This is a genomic window from Microbulbifer sp. SAOS-129_SWC (assembly GCF_039696035.1).
Classification (GTDB): Bacteria; Pseudomonadota; Gammaproteobacteria; order Pseudomonadales; family Cellvibrionaceae; genus Microbulbifer.
In genome coordinates this window covers 3,114,803-3,138,058 of record NZ_CP155567.1, presented here as the reverse complement: position 1 = coordinate 3,138,058, position 23,256 = coordinate 3,114,803, and the positions used below count along the sequence as shown (strand labels likewise).

The following is a 23,256-nucleotide window of genomic DNA, read 5'->3' as shown; positions in this document are numbered from 1 at the left end:
GTGCGTCGCGACCGATATTCCTCTGGCATTCTTGCCTATTCCGATGAACCTCTGCTGGCTGGGGCAAGGGTTTGGGCGGAAACCGGCATTATCCGGGGGGCGCTGATGCGAAGCATGGTGTGGTTGTGGGGCAGGGGGCAGGGGGCAGGGTATGAGTGAAATGAAGAGGAGGCCGGTCACTCCGCTCGCACCTTCTGCGCGCAGTGAGCGCAGCGTGGCCTCCGTGGTCTGATTTTCGGGCAGCTAATTTTTCACGCGGAAACAGCAATAAAATACGTGGTGCCGAGGGGCAGTATCTGCAATTCCGGCACGCTTGCCTTGCGTCTTTCTTTTGTTAAATTTCCCTTTCCGCCCCGCTGTTAAAATCGATCAAAAAATAGGGGCGCCGGCACTGATTATTTTTCGCTGATATCGCGGATAAACGCGTTCACCTGCTCCTCATCGGTCGCCCAGGAGGTGACCAGGCGAATGACCGCATGCTCGTCGTCCGCCTTGCTCCAGAGATGGAACTCGTAGTCCTGGTGCAGCTTCTCCAGCAGCGCGTCCGGCAGAATGGGAAAAATCATATTGCTCTGGGTGGGCGAGGCCAGCGCGTAGCCGCTTGCGGTAATCGCCCGGGAAATCTTCTGCGCCATGGCGTTGGCGTGCGCGGAGAGCGCGAAAAACAGCTGGCCGGAAAACAGGGTGGCAAACTGCAGCCCCAGTAGCCGCCCCTTGGCGAGCAGCGCGCCGCGCTGCTTGATATGAAAGTCGAACTCGTGCGCCAGCTGCGCATTCGGAATCACTATCGCCTCGCCGATCAGCGCTCCGGCCTTGGTACCGCCAATCCAGAAGATATCGGTGAGATCGGCGATCTCCGCCAGCGTCAGGTCGCTGGCCTCGGTGGTCAGTGCCACACCCAGGCGCGCGCCGTCCAGCATCAGCAGCAGGTCGTTGGCCCGGCAGCTCTCCGCCAGGGCGCGCAGCTCCGCCCTGGTATAGACGGTGCCGAGCTCGGTGGCATTGGAGATATATACCAGGCGTGGCTTGGCCATATGCGGGTAGTGGGCGTTGTTCGCCAGCGCCGAGCGAATATCCTCCGGTGTCAGTTTGCCATCCGCAGTGGCCACGGTGATGATCTTGTGCCCGGCGGCTTCGATAGCGCCGGTTTCCCGGCCGACAATATGCCCGGTGCTGGCAGCGATGATTGCCTCGTGGGGTCTGAGCGCGCTCGCGGTAATGATGATATTGGCGAGGGTGCCGCCGGAGACAAAATAGACCGGTGTATCGCGCCTGCCCAGTTGCTCCCGAATCAGCGCCCGCGCCCGCTCGGAGTAATCATCATTGCCGTAGGCGGTCTGCTGTACCAGGTTGGTGTCGGCCAGTGCGGCGAGGATATCGGGATGGCACCCTTCGCTGTAGTCGTCGAGGAAGCTGTATTGACTCATCGTTACCTCCGCCGTTTATTCGCCCTAGTGGCTACTCAAAAAAATTCACTTTACCAGTAATCGCCGTTTTCGATAAGCTGCGCGCCCGAAGTTTTACCGATCAGCAGGATATGTATCGATGGATTTTACCGGCTACCTTCGCGTACTCGCCAGAAATGACGGTTCCGACCTCTATCTCAGTACCGGTGCACCGCCCTGTGCCAAATTCCAGGGCGTTCTGAAGCCGCTGAGCAAGGAGCCGCTGGGTCCGGGGCAGATCGAAAAGATGGCGATGGAGATCATGGATGCCGAGCAGCAAGAGGAGTTCAAGCGCGAGCTGGAGATGAACCTGGCGATGACGATCCCCAATGTCGGGCGCTTTCGCATCAACATCTTCTGGCAACGCAATCAGGTATCCATTGTTGCGCGGAATATCGTCACCGAGATTCCCAAGTTCGACGACCTGAAGCTGCCGGAAATCCTCAAAGAAGTGGTGATGGCCAAGCGCGGTCTGGTGCTGTTTGTCGGCGGTACCGGTTCCGGAAAATCCACCTCGCTGGCCGCACTGATCGATCACCGCAACACCAACAGTGGTGGTCATATCATCACCATCGAAGACCCGGTGGAGTATGTGCACAAGCACAAGAAGAGTGTGATCAACCAGCGCGAGGTAGGGGTGGATACCCGCAGCTTCCACGCTGCGCTGAAAAATACCCTGCGCCAGGCGCCGGATGTGATCCTGATCGGGGAGATCCGCGACCGGGAAACCATGGAGCATGCACTCGCCTTTGCCGAAACCGGCCACCTGGCGATCTCCACGCTCCACGCCAACAACGCTAACCAGGCCCTTGACCGTATTGTCAACTTCTTTCCCGAGGAGCGCCGCCCGCAGCTGCTGATGTCGCTGTCGCAGAATATCCGCGCGTTTGTGTCCCAGCGCCTGGTCCCCACCGTCGATGGCAAGCGCTGTGCCGCGGTAGAGATTCTGCTGGGCACCCAGACGATTAACGAGCTGATTCTCAAGGGTGAGTTCCACTCCATCAAGGAGATCATGCAGAAGTCGGAAAACCTCGGTATGCAGACGTTCGACGGCGCGCTGTTCAAACTGTACGTGGAAGGCCGTATCAGTCACGACGATGCCATCCGCAATGCCGACTCCGCCAACAACCTGCGCCTGCGTATCAAACTCTATGAAGAGGGCAAGAAGCCCAAGGCGGCGGCCGCAGCAAGCGAGACGGAAAGCCGCGAAGGCGGTCAGGCCGGCGGCGGCCTGGAGCTGTCTCTGGAAGCCCTGGACGAAGAGGAAGAACTCGAACAGTTCGGATCCTGAGCCCTGCCATTGCCGCCCGGCCGGGGATACCGGCGGCGGCTTTCCCGTTCCAGCGCTTCCACACGGGCTGAGTGTGGGCGGCGCTGCGTCCCCGCCCACGTATTGACCCTCCGCTAGATGGATAGCGCGCAATTTCGCCGCGCCAGCGCCAACTTCTGGCGCCTGCTTGTCTGGTGTGATCAATCCCGCCGTCCGGCTCTGCGCCGGTTTATTTCCCCACCAGCGAATCCCCAGCCGGAAACCGCTCCGCCGGTACACCCGCGTGATTGAATTTTCGCCGCGATTCACTACGTTATACTCTCTGGCTCCACCACGTACCGCAATCGGCCAGTCCGCTCTATGCAAGAAATCCTCTCGAACCCCATGGTACAGCTGGTGATGGTGGGCATCGTCTCGATTGCTTGTCAGTACCTGGCCTTTATGCTCAAGCTGCCGGCGATTCTGCCGCTTCTGCTGGCCGGACTTGCGCTGGGGCCGATGACCGGCCTGCTCGACCCCGATGCGCTGTTCGGCGACCTGCTGTTCCCGCTGGTGTCGCTGGCAGTCGCGATTATCCTGTTTGAGGGGGCACTGACACTCAAGCTCTCCGACCTCGCCGGCCACGGCATTATGGTGCGCAATCTGTGTACCCTCGGCGCCCTGGTGACCTGGCTGATCGCCACGCCTGCCGCCTACTACCTGATCGGCATGCCCATGCAGTTGGCGGCACTTTTTGGCGCCATTGTCACAGTGACCGGGCCGACCGTCATCGTGCCGATGCTGCGCTCGATGCGCCCGAATACGCGGATCTCCAATATCCTGCGCTGGGAAGGCATTGTGATCGACCCCATCGGTGCACTGTTCGCGGTCCTGGTGTACGAGTATCTGGTGGCGCAGGGCGCATTCGAGCACACGCTGCTGTTCTTCCTTAAGGCCGTAGGCATCGGTCTGGGGCTCGGCTCACTGCTGGGGTTCTTCCTTGGCATCTTGCTCCGGAACAACTGGGTACCGCACTACCTGCGCAATACCACCGTGCTTACCCTGATGCTTGGTGCCTACGCGGCCTCCGACCAGATAACACACGAATCCGGCCTCCTTACCGTTACCGTGATGGGTATCTGGATGGCCAACATGAAAGACCTGGATGTCGACGACATTCTCGAGTTCAAGGAAACCCTCAGCGTATTACTGATTTCAGCGCTGTTTATCCTGCTTGCCGCGCGCGTGGAATTTTTCACCTTTGCGCAATTGGGGTGGGGGGCAATACTGGTGCTGGTGGCGATCATGTTTATTGCCCGGCCGCTGTCCGTGTTCCTGTCATCACGGCAATCGGAGCTGGACTGGCGCGAGCTGGTGATGCTCGGCTGGATTGCGCCACGCGGTATCGTTGCCGCCGCGGTGTCGGCGCTGTTTGCCCTGAAGCTCGATTCGCTGGGCGTGGCAAAATCCGATTTGCTGGTGCCGATGGTGTTCCTGGTGATTATTGTCACCGTTGTCTTTCAGAGTCTCACTGCCAAGGCCATCGCCAAATTGCTGGGGGTACGCGCCCGCTTTCCCGACGGTTACCTGATTTTCGGCGGCGGCAGGTTTGCGCGCATGCTGGCCAAAGACCTGATGGAAAAAGACGTACCCGTCATCATTGCCGATACCAACTGGGATGCCATACGCGAGGCGCGCATGGAGAATATCCCCAGTTACTACGGCAACCCGATCTCGGAGCACGCCAGCCTGACCATGGACCTCTCCGCGGTGGGCAAGGTGCTGGTGCTGTCACCCTACAAGCAGCTCAATCCGCTGGTGGCCTATCACTTCGAGCACCTGCTGGGCAAAGACACGGTATTGGGGCTGAGCCACGGTGAACAGGAGGAGCGCGCCAGCCACCAGGTGTCGGAAGACTACGCCAAAAAGCTGGAACTCTTCTCGGAGAACGCAACCTACGGCCGCCTTGCCAGTCTGGTGGCGAGAGGCGCCACCATCAGGACCACGCGCCTCACCGAAACCTTCACGCTGGAGGATTACCGGGAAACCTACGGCAACCGCGCGACCTGGCTCTATGCCCAGGATCCGCAGGGTAAGATTCATATCTTCACCATCTCGCACGAGTTTACCCTCAAGCCCGAGTGGCGTATTGCCAGCTTGATCCTACCGGAAGAGGGCGCGGAAAGAGCCGTAAGTGCGCCGGCATCAGGCGGTGGCATATCGACGAGCTAGCTCGGCAGTGTTGTATGGCTGCCGGTTGGCTGAAAGTACCGCCACTGACTGAATCCTCACGCCTCAGTCAGTGGCGCTTGCCTGGCGATACTGGGCGATAGCCTCATCAACTGACGGTATACCGTTGATACTGTCGCAGGGGCCCTCGCGGCTATAGCCGATGCTGCTTACCCTTGCCTCGGCGGTACCATCACTGTACACCCGCACATAGTAGCCCTCGTCGGGAATCACGGAACGGCACATTTTGGTCGGAGAGCGGGAATCCACAACTTCCTCGATGGCGCCGCTGCCGCGCACAAAGGTGAAAGCGCTATAACACAAACCCGTACTTTCCTTTTGCGAGGGCAACTGCAGCGTCCACCGATCTACAGGTTTCCAGTGAATACTGTCGTCGCACACGAAGCTGAAATCGGCATCGGTAAGGTGCAGGTCTGCGGTTTTCTCCTGCGGAAAGCGCTGCAGGATGGCGTTCTGCGCATTTTTAAACAACGTCTGGTAGTCCACCATAAAGTAGCCATCCGGATGTACAAAGGTTTCTGTGCCCAATGCTGGCGTGGCCGTTGCGTACTCTTTTTCCAGAAGGGCTTCATGCGCCCGGGCCAGATCTGCTATTTCCTCCGGTGTATGGTCGGCGCTGCAATCTCCCACGTCTCCGGATGAAAACTGGATCTCCGGGCGCCTTACCTGAGACGCGCCATCCTGAAAGAACTCGACAATGACCGGGCGATAGCGGGTACTGAAATGGCACTGGCCATTTTTATACGCCGTGGTTGTTTGCTCCATTGTTGAGCGAAGCATAAAACGGATTTGCACACTACACGGTGTCGGCGAGAATGGATTCTTCAGGCACTGCTTCGCCGCTTCCTCCTGCAGATAGCGCTTCTGCCCCGGAGTGCAGGAAAACTGGACGGTGTCGTCGCTTGCTACCAGTTCCGATTTCGGGATCTCTGGATAAGTCCTATGGACAGCGTCCTGCGCCACACGCAGTAACTCGGGGGTGTCGATAAAATACGCCGGGCTAGCGTGGCAGAAGCCGGCCACCAGGAATAGCAAGCTGTAGATCAGTCGGGAGAGTATCGGGTTCATGCCGCGGGACCTTGCCGGTTTTTCGGTAGCAAAGCATAGGCATAGTCAGGGAGCACACGCTTGTCGAGTGGCTGTGGAGCGCTTCCCGGCACAAATGGCAAACGGCATGTCAAATGGCTGGTCAGTAAGTCATAGAGGGTTGCTTTGAAGGCATCAACCTGAAACGACACCATATTCTGCGCGCATTTTCAGTTGCGCGGCAGCGCAATAGTCCACGGCTTCGGTAGTGGCTATCATCAGGTGGTAAAGGGTGCTGGCGGGGGCCAGGTGATTAACTACCCGATTCTCTGCATCGAGCTGGTCGACATAGAGTCCCGGAATTTTCTCGTTGAAGTAGTACTGGAAGAGCAGCTGAATGCCGCGTGCAGCATTGGCTTCCGCCTCCCGGTCGCCGGAAATGGCGTGACAAAGGCTCGCTTTAATGAGCTCTGTCAGCGGCCAGCAGCGTTTGCTGGCTTTCAGTATCCTGCCCCGGGTGGAAACCGCATCGTAAAGCAGGCCGGTTTCCGGCTCCGTTCCCAATTGTAGTGCGCGCTGGTACAGGGTTGTGGTGTAGCGCCCGACGGGCGCGCCACTGCGCTGGCTGTACTGGTGTAGTAACCAGACCCATTCGAGCATATGCCCGGGTTCCACTTCTTGGCCCTCGTCTTCGCTGAGGGGCTGCCAGTCGTGGTGGAAATACTCCAGCAACACGCCGTTATGGCTATCGTAAAAGCTATTTTCAAACAGCGCGAAAATTTCGCCCGCCCGGGCCAGCCAGCGCCCATCACCGGTAGCATCGTACAGGGCAATAAATGCCTCGAGCAGGTGCATGTGGGGGTTTTGCCGCCGAATTTCAGTGCTGTAATCTCCTTCCAGCCAGCCGCCCCGGGGGCCTTTGATGTATATATCCAGGTGCTGTATCAGCGCCTCGGCTTTACGCAATGCGCTGCTGTCATTGAACGCGCGGAATCGCCAGGCGCAGGCGAGAAGAAAGAAGGCCAGGTCGTAAACATCCTGTCGCGGATCATGAACACCATTTTCACTGTTGAGTACATGCACATACACCTGCGGTGCACTGGGGTGCTGAGCGTAGCGGGTTACGAATTGATCCAGGGCAGACACGATACCCTCCGCACCATCGATCCAGCCGCGCTTGCTGGCGCATGCCATTACAAACATCTGCCGAGCCTGGACTCTGACGCGCTTGGGACAATTGGTGTCAGGTCGCCCATCAGGGGTGAGGCGCTCGTGAGCACTACCACTTGCGGGGTCAAAACCCTGCATCATCCAGAGGGGCAGGGCGGCGGTGGTCATCCAGTTCTCCAACTGTTGAGCCCAGTGTTTGATATTCGCACACATCGTATTGCCCTTCTCTGGCGACTTATTGGGTTTGTAACCGGTTACATATTGCGTTAAGACTCGCAGCGGTTTTTTCTGCAGCAGTATTATGCAGTGTAATGTAACCGGTTACAAATATATGTATTGGATGGGTTCAATGTGGATGTAAATGCGGGGGGAGGGGGCGTTGGCCCGGGCGCCCGGATATGCGCCATCGCGGCATGCTCATGGGGTTTCGCAGGGTAATTACCCCTGGCGCCGCATTAGCGCGGGAGGGGAGGGGTGCTCTTGCGCACGACAAAGTCGTAGGGCAGTACGGTTTCCGTCTGCTGCAGCTCCTTGCCCTCTATCAGCTCGAGCAGCGTGTTAAAGCTGGCCCGTCCCAGCTCTTCTGCCGGCTGGGACACCGTTGTGAGGGGCGGATCGCTGTAGCGGGCAAATTCGATGTCATCGAAGCCGGTGATGGACATTTCCTGAGGAACCTTGATGCCTGCGCTCTTCAGGCCCTGGATACAGCCGATCGCCATTTCATCGTTCATGGAAAAAATGGCGGTAGGGCGGTTCTTCATGCGCGCAAAATGGCTTGCCGCCATCAGGCCTGAGCCCATGGTGAAGTCACCATTTACCAGCAGGTCTTCATCCAGTGGAATGCTCGCTCGCTTGAGGCTGGTTCTGTATCCCAGCAGGCGATCCCTGGAGTGAGGGTTGTCCGAGAGCCCCGCGAGTACGCCAATCCGCTGATGCCCCTGGGCTATCAGGTAATCGACGACTTCTTCGGCCGCGCCGGCATTGTCAATGCGCACGGAAGGGTAAGGCGTGTCTTCACAGCCGGCTGCTGACACGATGGGTATATCGGGCTTCGGTTCCAGGGACTTGCCGGGAATATGTGGGCGCAGCTGCAAGATGCCATCGGCCTGGCGGGTCTCCACCAACCGGGTGTACTCCTCTTCGCGCGCAATGGAATCGCGAGTGTCGCCGAGCAGGACGCTATAACCTTTTTGCTGGGCGGCATCCTCAATGCCACGAATTACCGTGGCGAAGAACAGGTTGGAGAGGTTGGGTACGAGTACAACGATCGAATAAGCGCGCACTGCCCGGAAGTTACGCGCCATCATGTTCGGGCGGTAACCCACCTTCTTAACGGCCTCGTGCACCTTGCGCAATGCTTCCTTGGAGACTTTTTCCGGTGTGCTGAGTGCGCGTGAAACCGTGGCGATGGAGACGCCCGCTACCCGCGACACTTCCCTAATGCTCGACATAATCTCTGACCATAGGTGTCTGGGGCGCCGCTACCGGGGGTGCGGCCTGTCCGCAAAGGGAACGGCTACCGTCTCCCTGGGGGCGCTGAAAAGTTACCGGAAAATGTGATAAAGCTCTAGCACATTTTAGTGAAACCGGTTACATTGGTGTTTCTGGTGACTTCGGCGAGAATGTCTGCGTCGGGTTGCCCTAATAAAATAAGAGCGTTGGATTATTGCCGCGCCAAGCGATGATAGAGGGAAGAGGCGCCTATGAGCCTTGCACCAATAGATCTTGTGGTTATCGGGCTGTATTTGTTTGCGTCGCTGTTTATCGGGTTCTGGGTATCCCGCAAGGCTTCGAAAAACATTCAGAGCTACTTTCTCGGTGGTAACAAATTACCGTGGTACTACCTTGGGCTATCCAACGCATCCGGACAGTTTGATATTTCCGGGACCATGTGGATGGTGTACCTACTGTTTATATACGGTCTGAAGAGTATCTACATTCCGTGGTTGTGGCCTGCGTTCAATCAGGTTTTCCTGATGGTTTTCCTGTCCATCTGGTTGCGTCGCTCCGGTGTTATGACCGGCGCTGCCTGGATTCGCTTTCGCTTTGGAGAAGGCCGCGGTGCAGAGCTTTCCCATCTGGTGATTGTCGGGTTTGCACTATTAGTGGTGCTCGGATATCTCGCCTATGGTTTTGTTGGTATTGGTAAATTTGCTGTAGCGTTTATGCCCTGGCAGCTTTCAGCAGATCCACACAGCAACGAGATTTACTATGGCCTGATTCTTACGGCGATCACAGCCGTATATGTCGTGAAAGGTGGCATGTTCGGGGTCGTGCTCACCGAGGTGATGCAATTTTTCATCATGACGATTGCCTGTGTGGCGATCGGCGTGATTGCCATGTACCAGGTATCCCCGGAAATGCTGCACGCGGCCGTACCGGAAGGTTGGTTCAGCATGGGCTTCGGACGTACGCTCGATCTGGATTGGAGCAGTATTCTCGATAGCGCCAATCAGCGTATCGTTGACGATGGCTGGTCCCTTTTCTCCATATTTTTCATGCTGGTTTTGCTCAAAGGTATTTTGCAGAGCATCGCGGGGCCGGCGCCTAACTACGACATGCAGAGGATTCTCTCTGCCCGAACTCCGGTAGAGGCCGCGAAAATGAGCTGGTTGGTAAACCTGGTGCTGCTATTCCCCCGCTACATGATGATCACAGGCTTGACCATTCTTGCCCTGGTGTTTTTTGTCGACGACTTGCGTGTAATGGGCGAAAGCGTGGACTTTGAGCAAATTCTGCCATTCGCGCTCGCCAATTATGTGCCGGCGGGATTGCTTGGGCTGGTACTGGCCGGATTGCTGGCCACTTTTATGTCGACATTTGCGGCGACAACCAATTCGGCGCCGGCCTATGTGGTAAACGATATCTACAAGCGGTATTTCAATAAGAATGCCAGTGAGAAAACTTATGTCCGCATGAGCTATCTGGTATCCGTCACCTTCGTGATTCTGGGCACTGGCATTGGCCTGTTTGCGCCGTCTCTCAATTCCATCATCCTCTGGATCGTGAGCGCGCTGTATGGTGGATATACCGCGGCAAATATTCTCAAGTGGTACTGGTGGCGTATGACCGGTTTCGGTTACTTTTACGGCATGCTGGCCGGCCTGCTGGCGGCCATTCCCATGATGTTTACCGATATTTCCCCACTCTACGCATTTCCCGCGCTGTTTGCGCTGTGCCTCGTCGCAAGTGTCGCCGGTTCGTTATTGACTGAGCCGGAAGACATGGAAACCCTCAAGCGATTTTACTTTAAAACCCGCCCCTGGGGATTCTGGAAGCCGGTTCATCAGGCCTTGCTGTCGAAGCACCCGTATCTCAAACGCAATACCGATTGCAAGCGCGACCTCGCCAACTGTGCGGTCGGTCTTGTCTGGCATACCGCACTTACGGCTGCTCCCATTTTTATGGTGATACAGCGGTGGCAGGAATTCGCCATTGCCATGGGCGTGATCGTACTGACCAGTTACGTGTTGTGGAAAAACTGGTATCGACTGATGCGCGATGACCCCGATGCGGAGCTGGGCGAGCAAATCGAAAATCCTGGCAGTGGCGCAGAGCAGAGGCCGATAGCTGCATCTGGCTGAGCATTAATGTCTGGTATTTTAATGCCTGAATTAGCAATGAATCAGTACCGAAAATCACATAGTAGCCGAGTGAATTATGTCTAGTCACCTGGATAAAGTCCGCGCTCTAATCGCCCGGCAGGAAGCCCTGCTAAGCAGGAAAAATGTAGCGGCAGAAGACGGGAATGGGATCTACCAGCGTTGGCAGAATCCGATTATCACCCGCCATCATACGCCTGTCGCGTGGCGCTATGACCTGCATGAGGCTCGCAATCCGTTCCTTATGGAGCGCCTGGGTGTAAATGCGACCCTGAATTCCGGTGCGATCAAGCTTGATGAGAAATACCTCCTGGTGGTGCGCGTGGAAGGTGTGGATCGCAAGTCATTCTTCGCTGTTGCGGAGAGTGATAACGGCGTCGATAACTTTCGCTTCTGGGAAAAGCCGGTTGTGATGCCGGAAACCGGGAATCCCGATACCAACGTGTATGACATGCGCCTCACCCGGCATGAAGATGGTTGGATTTACGGTCTTTTCTGCACCGAGCGCAAGGACCATACCCGGCCCAACGATAGCACCGCTGCCATTGCCCAATGTGGCATTGCCCGTACCCGTGACCTGAAAACCTGGGAGCGTCTGCCGGATCTGGTTACCCACAGTGGCCAGCAGCGCAACGTGGTTTTGCACCCTGAGTTTGTCGATGGGATGTATGCGCTGTATACCCGCCCGCAGGATGGCTTTATCAGTGTTGGGAGCGGCGGAGGCATCGGCTGGGGCCTGACCGAGTCCATAGAAAAGGCGGAGATCCGCGAAGAGGTGCTGGTGGATAGCAAGGAGTATCACACCATCAAGGAAGTGAAAAATGGCCAAGGTCCCGCGCCGATCAAGACCGCCCGGGGCTGGTTGCACCTGGCGCATGGGGTGCGTAACACCGCAGCCGGACTGCGCTATGTTCTTTACATGTTCATGACTCACTCACAGCGCCCATGGGAAGTTACGCACCTGCCCGGTGGGCACTTTCTCGCACCGGAGGGCAGCGAGCGGGTTGGTGATGTATCCAATGTCACCTTTGCCAATGGTTGGATCGAAGATCAGGGCAGGGTGTTTATCTATTACGCTTCCTCTGACACGCGCTTGCATGTGGCGACCTCAACGGTCGAACAGCTGGTGGATTATTGCGTGAATACTCCGGAGGACGGTTTGCGTTCCGCTGCGTCTGTGGCGGCGCGTATCGAGTTGATTGATTGCAATGCCGCAGTGCTACGAGACCTGTGAAAGTTACCGCGGCAGATAACATCGAAGGCATCTATCCAATGCAAGTAGCAAGCATCGCACACTCGGGTATTGACCTGTCGAGGTATTTGCCGGAGTTTCGTCGACATTTGAGGCATATTGCCGAGTGGTGGAAATCCCATGCCGTGGATACCAAAAATGGTGGATTTCTCGGCGAAGTGAGTGTGACCTGCAATCCGGTACCGCACGCAGATAAGAGTATCGTTCTGAATGCGCGTATTCTGTGGTTCTTCAGTGAGATAAGCCTGCTGATGCAGGATGATCCGGAAGTGGATGCATCCAATATCGAGGAATATCGCCAACTGGCCACCCGTGCGTTTGACTACCTGACTGCGAAATTCCATGATCCCGTTTCTGGTGGTGCCTTCTGGTCCCTGGATTACACCGGTAAATTGAAAGAAGGCAAAAAACAGACTTACGCCCAGGCATTTTGTATTTACGCCTATGCGAACTATTACCGTTTGACCGGGGATGCGGTGGCGCTGGATCTGGCACTTTCTTACTTCCGGCTGATTGAGCGGCACTGCGTCGATCGCAAGCTGGGAGGGTACCTTGAAGCGGTCACACGTGAATGGCAACCGGTGTCAGATTACCGCTTAAGTGACAAAGACCTGAATGCGCCGAAAACCATGAACAACCACCTTCATGTGTTGGAAGCCTATACCCTTCTCTATCGCGTGGTGCCCACAGAAGAAGTTGCGCTGGCAATGAAGAGCAGCATCGACTGGTTCTGTGAAAAAATCTATAACCGGGAAAGCGGTCACCTACGACTATTTTTACAAGATGACTGGCGGGATGTGTCTGCAAGTTACTCCTATGGCCACGATATCGAAGGGAGTTGGCTGCTCGCGGAGGCACTGGAAGTGCTGGGTGATTTTTCATACCGGGAAAAGTACCAGCCCATTGTTGAAGCATTGGGTCGCTCCTGTATGGAGGAGGGCGTTGGATATCTGGGAAAGGTTCTGGATACCTTCGATTTCAACGCCCAGTGCCGCCATTTGGATTCCGAGTGGTGGGTGCAGGCTGAGGCTCTAGTCGGTTTCTTGAATATGTGGCAAATGACCGGCGACCCCCGCTTCAAAACGGCGTTTGAGAAGGTGTGGAAATTCATCAAGAATCACCAGATCGATTGGGAACACGGTGAGTGGCTATATTATGCCTCACTTGACCGTTTGAAAGAACATCAGGGTTACAAACTGGGTTTCTGGAAAGGCCCTTACCATAATGGGCGTGCAATGATGGAAGTATTGCGGCGCCTTGGGGATATTGCAGCATTAACTAAAACCCAGCGCAGCGAACAGAAGAGAAATGCGACGACTTCATAGCCTACTACTGACCATATCCATTGCCGTGATGCTGGGTGGCTGTGAGTTTGAGAAATCCGCCGCTCTGCCTGCGCATTGTGCTGTGCCGCCAGGAAATCCGAATGTGGAGCCATTTCCGGGTTTCCAGCATTTTGTCACGCGCGACGGTATCCGCCTTTTGGACGGAAATCGCCCCCTGAGATTTATTGGCCTGCATGCCACTGAACTCCACCGCATCGAAGACGATGTGGCCTCTGCCGATAGTCGCATTGGAAAGTCGGACCATTTCCGTTGGCCGACCGCAAGAGAGCAGAGCGATTGGGTTCAGGCCCTGGTCTACAGCGGCCATACCGTTACCCGGATTTACACATTGTCCGTGGATGATATTTCCCTGCCAGCATCAGTGCGCGCGAATATGCCGGCGCATATTATGCAAAACAAGGAGACCGGCGAGATTGGACTCAATGAAGAGGCCATGCGAGTGATGGACCGCCTTATATATCTCGCCGACATCTACGGTTTACGCCTGATCATCCCGGTAATCGACCAATGGAGTTGGTGGGGCGGTAAACGGGAATTGGCGCAAATGGTGGGAGAGGCTGACCAGGATACCAAGGAAAGTGGTCCACTTTACGATATAGACAGCAAAACCTACGCGGCTTACCAGCATATTATCGAGCAACTTTTAACCCGAAAGAATACTTGCACCGGTCGTGAGTACCGGGAAGAAAAGGCCATTATGGCCTGGGAAACTGGAAATGAACTTCGTGGAACAAACAAGGCATTTCTAGCGAAAACGGCAGCACTGTTCAAGGGGCTCGCACCCAATCAACTCGTGATAGATGGAGATCAACAGGCGGACTCGGTCAATGCTCCAGGTTCCGCCAGCATTGAGCAGGGTGAATTCCTGGGGCTGGCTGACCCGAATGTCGATATCCAGTCAAATCATTTTTACGGTGCCTATATGTCCGCCGACGAAGTGCATAAACAGGCTGAGCTGGCGGAAACCTTCAACAAGCCGATGATCATTGGTGAGTACGGGCTGCAGCCTCTGGGGTCGATGCAGGCAGTAACGGATGCCTGGCTGGCCGAGCCGTCTGTCGCCGGGGGGCTCGTGTGGGGGTATCGCGGACACCGGGAAGCCGGCGGCTTTTACTGGCACAGGGAATCTGGTGGCTATATGAGCTATCACCTGCCCGGGAGTGCGGTGAACGATGCCAATAACGAGCTTGCGGTCATCCAGATGATACGCAAGGCGCAGGCAAAGGTTTCGTCAAGTAAGCGGGCGCAAAGATTTTCCACGGCTTGGCCAGTGCCGCAGCCACCTGTGCTGTATCCAATCTCCAAAACGGGTGGTGTCAACTGGATGGGAGTGCCCACAGGAAGCTATTACCATCTGTATGTATCAGTAAACGACGGGGCCGAATGGAAGTTACTCGGAGATAAGCTGCCTGATGCGGAGAATGGCTGGGATCCCGCAACCATGAACCTTTATACGATTAAGGCAGGGCAAGATTCGGATACGGAATCAGGCTGCGCTCTATACCGGCTTACCGCGGTTAATTCGACCAGCGAATCAGAGCCATCTAATATACAGCCTTATTGCGCACAATAACGAAGAACCCTATCCGTTGTTACGGAATCTTGCAGCGGAAATCTTTATCAATAAAACTGGTTTGAAGTACTGTGCGATTGCAAGGTACTAAGTATGCTGTTGCCGCGTAATTAGTGATCGGCACTGGTAAAATGTCAGGTGTGTGCGGTCAGGTCGAATGGGCTATGCCGCGCGCGCAATCACGCTCGCCGGATCTCACTGTCCTCTACTTGCGGTTGCCTCTGGTCTCTTTCCTTTTTGATGCCAGGTGGTGTACCCATGACCTTTCTTCTCCCCGCTGTTTCAAGGAATGAATATTTCCGGGCGCACTCTGTATGAATAGCTCGCGCTTATACAGGTTAGTCACTGTACCGGGAACCGCCGATGTCAGCGTATGCAGGGTTAGGCTGTTGCGGGCGGATGCTGCGCTTACTTCTGCTTGTTACAGCAGCGCTCGATAAAGAGTTTTTGGCGGTTGATTGATCACGATCTGTAACCGGTTACATTTATTGGCGCGTGATACTTCTTTTTACCGTCTTGTGTAGCAAAAAAGTTTGCACTGTTTTAGACCTTATAATAATCTCGATTAGAACCGGTTGGCGCTCAGCTTGAACGGGAAAGTTCCAAATTTTTTTGTGTCTTTGTTGTAACCGGTTACATTTCTGGGGTTGTCCCAGACGCGATGATGGCGAGGCGAAGTGGTTGTTCGTCCTGACGGCTCCCGAGCGGAGTGCAGTTACTACACGATAATAATTGAGGGAAAAACAAATGCTGGCAAAACAACCGCCGTTTGCTCAAATGATTCTGGCTACAAGTGTTGCCGCCTATGGCCTGTTGGGTGCCCAGTTTGCGTCCGCACAGGATGGGGCGGGTGAAATCGAAGAAGTGGTGGTGCAGGGGATTCGCATGTCCCAGGAGACTGCAATCAACACGAAGCGTAACGCTACTTCTATCGTGGACTCGATCGTGGCGGAAGACATCGGCAAGTTGCCGGATGTCACTATCTCCGACTCCCTGCAGCGTATTACCGGCGTTCAGATTCGCCGCAGTGCAGGTGAGGGTAGCACCATTAACGTACGCGGTATGCCGCAGGTGATGACGACGCTCAATGGTGAGTCCTATCTCGGAGCCGGTTCAGTTACCACCGTGCAGCCGAATTTTAACGATATCCCGGCGCCACTGTTTGCCGGCGCCGATGTATACAAATCTCCCACTGCCTCACGGCTTTCTGGTGGTATCACCGGAATGGTGAATCTGCGCACCCATCGCCCGATGGATTTTGATAGCGGCACTACCACATCATTTGCCGCAGAAGGACAGACCGGCCGCGATTCCGGAGAAACTGATAGCGCCATATCCGGACTGTTTGCCTGGAATAATGAGAAGATCGGCGTACTGCTGTCTGCGTCTCTGGCCAATGTAAATCTTGCAAATTATTACAACGGCATGGCCGGTGGCGGTTCCGATGCCGGCTGGTCTGGCATGCCCCCTGAAGCGGGCAGTGATGCGGACAATTGGAACTATCATGGCAATGATATGAATGGTGACGGCGACCTCAATGATCGCTATATCGCGTATCAGGGGCACACTGCCTACAACGAATTTACCGAGCGCGATCGTTTTGGTTTGAATGGCTCCTTCCAGGCCGATCTCGGTAATGGCTTCGATTTGGCGGCTGACTTCTTCTACACGGATATGGACGAAAAGGATCGCCGTGCGGGGATCTCCATCTCGGATAAGTGGCAGCAGTGGGGATGGGCCTTGCCTCTGGTCTCCAGCGAGGGTGCCGATGGCATTCAAACCGTGGAGGTCTATCAGGCTGACGGTCGCCGCCTAAAATCTTACTCCGAGCTCAAAAGCACCGTTTCAAAGTCCAGCAATATCAATGTAGAGCTGAACTACGACAACGGCGGTGATTTTACCGGCTCTGCCCGACTGGTACATGGGCGAGCCGAACAGGGCAACCTGAACAGCTATATGGATGTCGATATGGCCAATGGCAGCCAGTGGGGTGTGCAGTATCCGGAGTACCCGGGTGGCTCCCAGGCGAGTAACCCCAATGGTTATTCCGACCCATTCCAGTCCATCATAGTTGATTACCGCGGAGATGCACCCCGCTGGAGCGGCGTGCCGGACCTGGTCCGTAACCTGGATGGCTACTCTGTCGGTGCCTTGTCGTCAGAAAACAATTACGACCGTGAAGGCGAGATGACCATTGCCCGCTTTGATGGCTCTTTCGACCTTGGCGATGCCGGTTTCCTCCGGTCTGTGGATGGCGGCGTGCGCTACTCCGACCGGGATGCGAAAAACGAGCAGTACCACCTGCTGGCACCGATTGGTGACAACGGCTGCCTGGTGCGTTGGAAGGCGACTGACGTCGTAATGGGTGGAGGCTGTTCCTATGGCGACGGCAATGGAATCTACTACACTGCTGGCAAACCCATTCCGCTTTCTTCCTTCGGCGGTGACGTGGAATGGGTGACTGACTTCGGCGGTGTTAAAGGTATTCCGGGGGTTTACGCGCTGGACCCGAAAGCGATGGACAATGTAGTCGCGTTCCACAATTCCCTGTATCCGAACAATGAGCGCGGTATCATTCCCGGCCAGACCTATGCAGTAAACCTGCAGGAAACTTCGGCCTACGTGCAGGCAAATTTCGCCACAGATATCGGTGTGCCGGTCAGCGGAAATTTCGGTGTGCGTGTGGTGCAAACGGATCTGGAAGTCGGTCAGCGCATCGTCGGGGCTGGCCGCGATTACGGCGCGCCGGAAGTGGACGGTGGTGAATTTGTTACCAGCCGTTCCTATACCGATGTGCTGCCATCTCTGAACGTTGCATTTGATCTGCGTGAAGATCTGAAACTGCGCACTGCCTATGCCAAAACGATGTCACCCCTGAATCTGGAGCAGTGGGGTGGAGGCTTGTCGCCCACCTACGCGATCAACTCCAGCACAGGTGTGTTCGAGGTGATTTCAGCCAATTCGAACGGTAACCCTAAACTCGACCCCTGGCGCGCAGATAACTTCGATATTTCTCTTGAATACTATGTAGGCTCCGGAATGGTGAGCGCCGGTATGTTTCTGGTAGAAATCGACAGCTTTATCGAGCGCGGTTCCGTGAGCATGGATCTACCGGATCAGGACGGTGTGGTACGTCGTAGTACCGATGTCCAGACCAATATTCAGGGTGATGGTGGCCGACTGTCTGGTCTCGAGCTCTCTGCCAAGCAGGCCTTCGACTTCCTGCCGGGAATCTGGGCCAACTTCGGTGTGGATGCGAACTACACCTATTCACCTAGTGATTCCGGCAATGTGGATATCGAGGGGAATGACCTGCCGTTTGCAGACAACTCCGAGCAACTGGCCAACTTTGTTGGCTGGTATGAAGGAGAGCGTCTGCAGGCACGCTTGGCATACAACTACCGCAGCGAGCGTGTAGTGGCATTCAACCAGGTGTGGGGTACCGAAGGCCTTACCCTGATGCAGGCACCGACCACTTATGTGGATGCCTCTATCAGTTACGATATCAATGATGACATCACCGTCTATCTCAATGGCTCCAATCTCACAGGAGAAACGGAGGAATACTACCTCCAGTGGGAAGATCAGAAAGCGTGGCAGAGTGCCTATGAACCGCGTTACACACTGGGTGTTCGCGCCAAATTCTGATCCTTGTGCGATGAAACTACCGGCGCCCATAAGGCGCAGCTAGTTCTCAGGGCCACATGGCGCGTGGCCCTATCTCTCCTTCCCGTAGTTCGTCGGACTCTCGACATTTGCCTCCGGCTCGCCGGAGGCCTTTTTAAATAATAAATCTAATAAAAGTTGTTCATTCTATAAGCCGTTTTTAAACACCGGAGAGCGGGAATGCGTCTGCAGCAAGTATTCATAATGCTGCGTCGTAAACGGCTAGTACAGCGATGCCTAATTTCTATTGAATTACCTGAGGCTTCCGTTTATAGCCATCAATAGGCAAAGAACAATGGCCGGGGTGCATTTGTATCCAGGTACATTGCACGGTGGAACAGCTGCCGTGAACTGCGGCGCGCGAGGCGCGCGCAAAAGGGTTTGCTGGGCAGCCAGTCACTGCTTTTACCTCCGTTTTCAGCTGTATCGACAAAGGGTGTAGTTAACGGCGAACTCATTCTAATAAACAGAAATAGCGAAACCATGGTGAAAGAAATGATTAATAAAATGATGGGCCTGTTATTCGCGCTCGCCGCGATGGTGGCCGTTCCAGTCGGTGCGCAGGCGGCAGCCTGTACCGCACCGGCCTGGGACCCTGAATTTCAATATGAGGGCTGGGAGCTGGTGACCTATGACAGCGCCCATTTTATGGCGAAGTGGTGGGTCAAGGGCACGCCGCCCGATCGCACTGATGAGTGGGGACCCTGGGATTTTATCGAGGATTGTGATTCGGGGGTCGCCCCGGATCCTGTCCCGGTCGTTTCGCCCCTGTCGCGGTCGTTCAGTAGCGGCGGCGGTAGCGATGTGGTGTTTACGCTCAATACTGATGGCGACGTGCTGGTGTCGGTCGATAACAGCAGTTTGGGGGTACCGCTGGATACAGGTGACTACAGTCTCAACAGCTTTGATCTCACGTTCAGCGCTACTTACCTGAGCAGTCTGACGGTAGGTAATTATAGCTTTCAGCTGAACTTTGCCAGCGCTGCACCGCTGACCGTTGACATTAATGTGGTGGATGTTAGCAGCCCGCCGCAGACGCAGACATTGACGCCGCAAGATGCGGTGCTCAGTTATGATGCCGTACTGACAAATGGCCAGGTCGAACTCAAACACGGCGAAGCGCAATGGCTCTATACGGCACCGGTATCCGGCGAATATGTGGTGGAGTTCGACTATGAGTCTCCCTACGGGGAAAAAACCAACACCTTTTACGTCGGCGGTAATACGCAGCAGGTGGTGACGCCGATAACCAATGGAACGACGGAAGTCTATTCGATCACGGCCAACCTGAGCGCTGGCGACCAGGTGATCGGCGTAGACGGCAGTAATAGCAATTGGGGCTATATCTTCCTCGGCGATGTGCGGGTATCCCCGAGCGTCGCGGTACCGCAAGACCCCACTCTCAGCCCGGCCAGCAAGAGCGTGGTGCTGGGCTCAGGGACAAGCGTCAGCTATAGCCTCAATGCAGGCTCCTATAGTTTTTCCGGATTGAGTAATGGTGGTGTCGCGTTGCAGCAGGGGGTGGACTACTCCCTGAGTGCGTCAAGCCTCACCTTAGAAGCCGGATATATCAGCACGCTTGCGGCGGGTACGTATACACTGACGGCGACGTTTGACGGTGCCGACTTGGGCAGCAAGTCGGTATCTGTGGAGCTGCAGGTCGACACTGCACCGGTCGTCATGCCATCGGTTTCTCCGTCTAGCATCAGTGTGCAAGCGGGCTCCAGCACCAGTGTCAGCTACAGCCTGGACACCGGCTCTTACAGCTTTTCCAGTTTGAGCAATGGTGGCACTGAGTTGCAACAGGGTGTGGACTACACCGCGAGCGGGACAAGCCTGACCCTGGAAGGTGGTTACATCAGCACGCTTGCCGTCGGCACCTATACACTCACGTCCACGTTTTACGATGCCGACCTGGGCAGCCAGACCGTATCCGTGGATTTGCAGGTAGATAGCGTTCCGGTCGTCATGCCTTCGGTTTCTCCGGCCAGTATTACTGTGCAAGCGGGCTCCGGTGCCAGTGTCAGTTACAGCCTGGATTCCGGCTCTTACAGTTTTTCCGGCTTGAGCAACGGCGGCACTGTGTTGCAGCAGGGCGTGGATTACACCCTGAGCGCGACAAGCCTGACCCTGGAGTCCGGTTACATCAGCACGCTTGCCGTGGGTACCTATACGCTGACGTCCACGTTTGACGACGCTGACCTGGGCAGCCAGACCGTATCCGTCGAGCTGCGGGTAGAGAGTGCACCGGTGGTAATGCCCTCGGTATCTCCTTCCAGCAAAAGTGTGGAAGCGGGCTCTGGTATTAGTGTCAGCTACAGTGTGGACGCCGGTTCCTACAGTTTTTCCAGTTTGAGTAACGGTGGTACTGTGTTGCAATCGGGGACTGACTACACCGTGAGTGGTGGCAGCCTCAGCTTGAGCGGCGGGTACATCAATTCGCTAGCGGTGGGCACTTACACACTGACGGCCACTTTTGACGACGCCGACCTGGGCAGTCAGTCCGTGGCCGTCGAGCTGCGGGTGGATAGCGCACCGGTGGTCATGCCGACCATTTCTCCCGCCAGCCAGACGGTCAATGTGGGCGCGCCTACCGCCCTGGCGTTCAGCCTGAACACGGGTACCTTCACCTTCTCCGGTGTGGACGCGGATGGCGTTGCGCTGCCGGCCACTGATTACAGCTACAGCGGTGGTGTGCTTACCCTGAATGAGTCCTATATCGCGACCCTGACGGCCGGCCAGACAGTCAGTTACAGTGCGCAATTCACCAGCACCTATAACGGTAGTGCTACCGCCGATTTCATGGTGACGGCTACCCAGGCCCTTACCGGCGACTGCTTCGACCTCAACACCGTTACCCTCGAGGGCGGAGCGTATGTTCAAGATGGTCGCGCCAAGGTAACCGGCACCAACGGCAGTGCGGCATACTGGACCGCCAGTGTGGCGAAAGCGGGGCAATACCAGGTATTGCTTACCTATAACACTGAGGGTGGTGACAAAATTGTTTCCTTCATGCTGGACGATGGAGGCCGTTCTAACATGACGTGGCCAGACACTCCCGCAACCGCACCGCAGGACATGGAATTTGTGCAGAACCTGACTGCCGGTATTCACCGTATCGGTATGATTAACCGTGACGGCGATTGGGGCTGGGCCAGCGTGCAGAAGCTGTGCGTTAACTTCCTCGGCAGCCTGGCGGTCAACAGCCCGCAAGCGTTTGATAACCTGATCAGCGGTGCAGATATTGTTGTCGACTTTACCAAGGAAGGCACCGGCGACCTGACCTACGCGGTCAACGGCGGCACCACCCAGGTCTACAGTGGCGCAACCCCGCTGGTCATTCCTACCAGCGGCGACGGCCTTTATGACCTCGAGATCGGCGTAGCGGGCACCAACCTCAAGAAAGTGCTTCGCGTACAGGTTGGCAATGCGCCCGGCCCCTTTTATGTGGATACTCTGGGTTCACAATTCGTACTGGGCAATCGACCATTCTATTTCAATGGATCCAACCAGTACTACCTGATGTACAAACCGGAACCGATGGCGGAGGACTTTTTCAAGCGGGCTAAGTATCTGGGTATGACTGCAGTACGCACCTGGATGTTCTGTAATGACACCAAAACCCATGACGGTGTCTGCATTAACATGAAATCCGGAGAGGACTTCCTGCTGACCAAGGCCAATCGTACCGCGGAGGAGCAGGCGATTGTCGATCGCAGTTTTGAACTGTTCGACAACTATGTGGCACTGGCACATCAATACGATGTCAAGCTGGTACTGTCACTGGCGGACTACTGGAATTACTTTGGCAATCTGGATTCCTACGGTGCTCCGCATTACTCCACGCCATCCTCGGTAACAAAGTTTAAAGACTTTATCACTGCGCTGCTTCAGCACCACAACCCGCTCACCGGCTACACCTATGCGGAGGATCCCGCAATCATGATGTGGGAGCTGGCGAATGAGCCGCGCTGTTCCAGCGGCTGTGATGCGCAGATATTCAAAGCGTGGGCCAGCGATATTTCCAGCCTGATCAAGTCCCTGGCGCCCAACCAACTGGTGTCTATTGGTGCTGAGTCTTCCTTTGCTCACAATGGCTCAGGAGATGATTTCAACTTCATCAAGACCGTCAACGACCTGCCCACTATCGATGCCATCAGCGCCCACTTGTACCCAACCTGGTGGAGCATGTCCGACGCAGAAACCCTGAGCAATATTGACCAGCTGGCGGAAGTCGGGCGGGAACTGAGCAAGCCGACCTACATCGGCGAATTCAGCTGGCCAGTGGCCTCAGAGGCATCTGTTACGCAAGATCTGCAGACTCGTTACCAGAAATTTGTTGATTGGTACGCACGGGCGGAGCAGAACAAGGACGCCATCGGCGGAATGCTCGCCTGGCAGCTCTCCGGTCTCGAGTGGGGCAACGGCGAAACGCCCCTGGATGGATGTCAGTGGTGCGCGGGGCCTTACGGTGAACCCACCGGAGGCTGGACAGCCAACAATGATGGATTCCAGATGTACTGTGCCATCACCGCGGAAGAAGCGACCTTAACCGAAACTGGCGCTCCCGGCGACAACAAGGAGGGCAATATCATCCATATCGACCTGCACAAGCCTGTATGCGACCTGTTGACTGATCGCTCCGCTTATTATGAGTCGTTAAATCAGTAGCTGAAA

12 protein-coding genes are annotated in these 23,256 nt (G+C 55.8%); 8 read left to right on the top strand and 4 right to left on the bottom strand.

Annotated features, from left to right (window positions below):
* Window positions 1-395 precede the first annotated feature (395 nt).
* Complete coding sequence (locus tag ABDK11_RS13620) at window positions 396-1,427, bottom strand: aminotransferase class I/II-fold pyridoxal phosphate-dependent enzyme (protein ID WP_346837059.1); 1,032 nt, start codon at window positions 1,425-1,427, stop codon at window positions 396-398.
* A 118-nt stretch (window positions 1,428-1,545) separates the two neighbouring features.
* On the opposite strand from ABDK11_RS13620, the gene ABDK11_RS13615 reads away from it, so the two are divergent.
* Entirely contained in the window at window positions 1,546-2,736 is a 1,191-nt protein-coding gene (locus ABDK11_RS13615) for a PilT/PilU family type 4a pilus ATPase (RefSeq protein ID WP_346837058.1), read from the top strand.
* A 339-nt stretch (window positions 2,737-3,075) separates the two neighbouring features.
* A complete protein-coding gene (locus ABDK11_RS13610) occupies window positions 3,076-4,926 on the top strand; it encodes a sodium:proton antiporter (protein WP_346837057.1) in 1,851 nt (616 codons plus the stop codon).
* A 63-nt stretch (window positions 4,927-4,989) separates the two neighbouring features.
* On the opposite strand, the gene ABDK11_RS13605 is transcribed toward ABDK11_RS13610, so the two are convergent.
* The 3 genes from ABDK11_RS13605 to ABDK11_RS13595 all read right to left on the bottom strand — a co-directional run bounded on the left by ABDK11_RS13605 (window position 4,990) and on the right by ABDK11_RS13595 (window position 8,591).
* Complete coding sequence (locus ABDK11_RS13605) at window positions 4,990-6,012, bottom strand: hypothetical protein (protein WP_346837056.1); 1,023 nt, start codon at window positions 6,010-6,012, stop codon at window positions 4,990-4,992.
* A 153-nt stretch (window positions 6,013-6,165) separates the two neighbouring features.
* Window positions 6,166-7,308, bottom strand: coding sequence for an AGE family epimerase/isomerase (locus tag ABDK11_RS13600; RefSeq protein ID WP_346837055.1), 1,143 nt, complete (start codon window positions 7,306-7,308; stop codon window positions 6,166-6,168).
* 287 nt (window positions 7,309-7,595) lie between these two features.
* Window positions 7,596-8,591: a LacI family DNA-binding transcriptional regulator gene (locus tag ABDK11_RS13595; RefSeq protein WP_346837054.1), complete on the bottom strand. Its 996-nt coding sequence runs from the start codon at window positions 8,589-8,591 to the stop codon at window positions 7,596-7,598.
* 252 nt (window positions 8,592-8,843) lie between these two features.
* Between ABDK11_RS13595 and ABDK11_RS13590 the strand changes: the two genes are divergently transcribed.
* From ABDK11_RS13590 to ABDK11_RS13565, 6 genes are all read left to right on the top strand, one after another.
* Window positions 8,844-10,724 (top strand): sodium:solute symporter family protein, encoded by a 1,881-nt coding sequence (locus ABDK11_RS13590; RefSeq protein ID WP_346837053.1) that lies wholly within the window; start codon window positions 8,844-8,846, stop codon window positions 10,722-10,724.
* Between the two features lie 76 nt (window positions 10,725-10,800).
* Complete coding sequence (locus tag ABDK11_RS13585) at window positions 10,801-11,976, top strand: glycosidase (RefSeq protein ID WP_346837052.1); 1,176 nt, start codon at window positions 10,801-10,803, stop codon at window positions 11,974-11,976.
* Window positions 11,973-13,319: an AGE family epimerase/isomerase gene (locus tag ABDK11_RS13580; RefSeq protein WP_346837051.1), complete on the top strand. Its 1,347-nt coding sequence runs from the start codon at window positions 11,973-11,975 to the stop codon at window positions 13,317-13,319. Before ABDK11_RS13585 ends, ABDK11_RS13580 begins: the two co-directional genes overlap by 4 nt.
* Window positions 13,303-14,913 (top strand): glycoside hydrolase family 2 TIM barrel-domain containing protein, encoded by a 1,611-nt coding sequence (locus ABDK11_RS13575; protein WP_346837050.1) that lies wholly within the window; start codon window positions 13,303-13,305, stop codon window positions 14,911-14,913. The genes ABDK11_RS13580 and ABDK11_RS13575 overlap by 17 nt, the downstream gene beginning before the upstream one ends.
* Before the next feature lie 747 nt (window positions 14,914-15,660).
* On the top strand, window positions 15,661-18,561 hold the full coding sequence (locus tag ABDK11_RS13570; protein WP_346837049.1) for a TonB-dependent receptor: 2,901 nt from the start codon (window positions 15,661-15,663) through the stop codon (window positions 18,559-18,561).
* 513 nt (window positions 18,562-19,074) lie between these two features.
* Entirely contained in the window at window positions 19,075-23,250 is a 4,176-nt protein-coding gene (locus ABDK11_RS13565; RefSeq protein ID WP_346837048.1) for a X2-like carbohydrate binding domain-containing protein, read from the top strand.
* Window positions 23,251-23,256: the final 6 nt, after the last annotated feature.